At 64.6% G+C, this 1,679-nt stretch carries 3 protein-coding genes; 2 read left to right on the top strand and 1 reads right to left on the bottom strand.

Features of this window, described 5'->3' with window-relative positions:
- Positions 1-744 (top strand): hypothetical protein (locus ACP5M5_RS08555; protein ID WP_427936701.1); only part of this gene is annotated, 744 nt, incomplete at its 5' end.
- Positions 745-800: 56 nt separating this feature from the next.
- Complete coding sequence (locus ACP5M5_RS08550; protein WP_427936700.1) at positions 801-1,229, top strand: hypothetical protein; 429 nt, start codon at positions 801-803, stop codon at positions 1,227-1,229.
- A gap of 88 nt (positions 1,230-1,317) precedes the next feature.
- Here ACP5M5_RS08550 and ACP5M5_RS08545 read toward each other — a convergent pair whose 3' ends face one another.
- A complete protein-coding gene (locus ACP5M5_RS08545) occupies positions 1,318-1,569 on the bottom strand; it encodes a DUF1150 family protein (RefSeq protein WP_114913570.1) in 252 nt (83 codons plus the stop codon).
- Between the last annotated feature and the right edge of the window lie 110 nt (positions 1,570-1,679).

Genomic DNA, 1,679 nt, shown 5'->3' with positions numbered 1-1,679 from the left:
AAACCTGCCCATCTTTTTCTCGCCACCCCGTGTTTCGGCGGGCTGGTGACCCAGGGTTACATGGAATCGGTGATCGCCTTGATGCAACAGGCGCCGCTTGCGGGATTCGACCTCTCGCTGGCGCTCCTCGGTCATGACGCGATGATCAGCCGCAGCCGCAATACCCTGGTCGGGCATTTCATGCGCCAGGCCGCGGCAACGCATCTTCTGTTCATCGACGCCGACATCGCGTTTACGCCCGACCATGTGGCGCGGCTGTTGCGCGCCGGGAAGGACGTCGTCGCCGGGATGTATCCGATCAAGGCGCTGCACTGGGACCAGGCGGCGGAGGCGCGGCGCGCCGGCGGCGAAGCGCTAGAAACCGCGGCCATGCTTTATGTCGGCGAGCCCTGCCGTGGCCCGGCGCTGATCCGCGAGGGCGATTTCGTCACCGCCGAATACGCCGGCACCGGCTTCATGCTGATCCAGCGCCACGTGATTGAGCGCATGATCGCCGCCTACCCCGAAACCCGCTATGGCGGCGCGCATATTTTCAGCGCCGGGGTGCCGGCAACCGCCTACAACCACGCTTTGTTCGACGGCATGATCGACCCAGAGAGCCACGTCTATCTCAGCGAGGATTACACGTTCTGCCGGCGCTGGCGTCAGCTCGGCGGCAGTCTCTGGCTCGACACCCAAGCGCGGCTGACCCATGCCGGGTCGCATGATTTCAAAGGAAACCCGGCGCTCCGCTACGCCGCCTAGATTTTCCCGCGCTCTGCGATCGCCTTTCCCCTCCCGCGGGCCTGCCGCGGGCTGGCTTGGCGCGCGGTAACGATTTTTTAATCAAAGCTGTCGTAATTTTTGATACACCTGAGATGCGGGGGGTAAAACCGCCCGACTCAGACGAGGTCAATCCGTCTCAAACAGCAATAGAGCATGGTGTCATCATGTCCGGCCAAGTTTCCGTCAACACGGCGGCCTTGCCGAGTGTGTCAACCGCCCGCTCGGTGGCAAATCCGTCTTCCTCCGCGGCCGCGCCCAGCCCGGCGCCGGCTGCGTCGCCACAGGCGCCCTTCCTCAACCCGCAAATGACGATCGATCCCGCGCTCGGGATCACCGTCATCGAGTTCTTAAGCAGCACCGGGGCGGTGGAAAATTCGATTCCGTCCCAGCATCAGCTCGACGCCTATCGCCAAGCGCAGGCGGAGCAAACAACTCCTGCCCCTGGCACCGTCGCCAAGGGCTAAGCGCCGCACGGCCGCGCCGACCCTAACGCCCCCCGGCGTACGCCTGACGCGCAAACCGGGTAGGGTTCTTCGGACACGCGCGCCGGGCTCAATGCAGCGAAATCGGCACCATTTCGTGCTGCACGATCGCCGCCAGGGCGAGATCGCGGTCAGGGGTCACGGCCAGCGGCGCGCCATCGGCGCCGTGGATCGCAAAGGCAGGCGCGCCTTGCACCACCACCGGCTTGATATAGGCGATCTGAGAGACGCCGAGGCGGGCGAATTCCAACGGCGAAAGATGGCGGATATCGGCCCACACCGGTTTGTCAGCAGAGGGAGTGGCATTGTCTTCTGTGTTCATGGTCATCATCTCCTGCGCCAGGGTGGCATGCGCGAAGCCATGCCGGATCCCTGCGATTATGGTCATTCGCCGCCCGCGCGGCCGAGTTCGCCAGTCCTGCCGAGTTCGCC

The sequence above is a fragment of the Acidibrevibacterium sp. genome (genome assembly GCF_049965395.1).
Classification (GTDB): domain Bacteria; phylum Pseudomonadota; class Alphaproteobacteria; order Acetobacterales; family Acetobacteraceae; genus Acidibrevibacterium; species Acidibrevibacterium fodinaquatile.
Note: the sequence above shows the minus strand (reverse complement) of the source record. Positions and strands in the feature narration are given on the sequence as shown.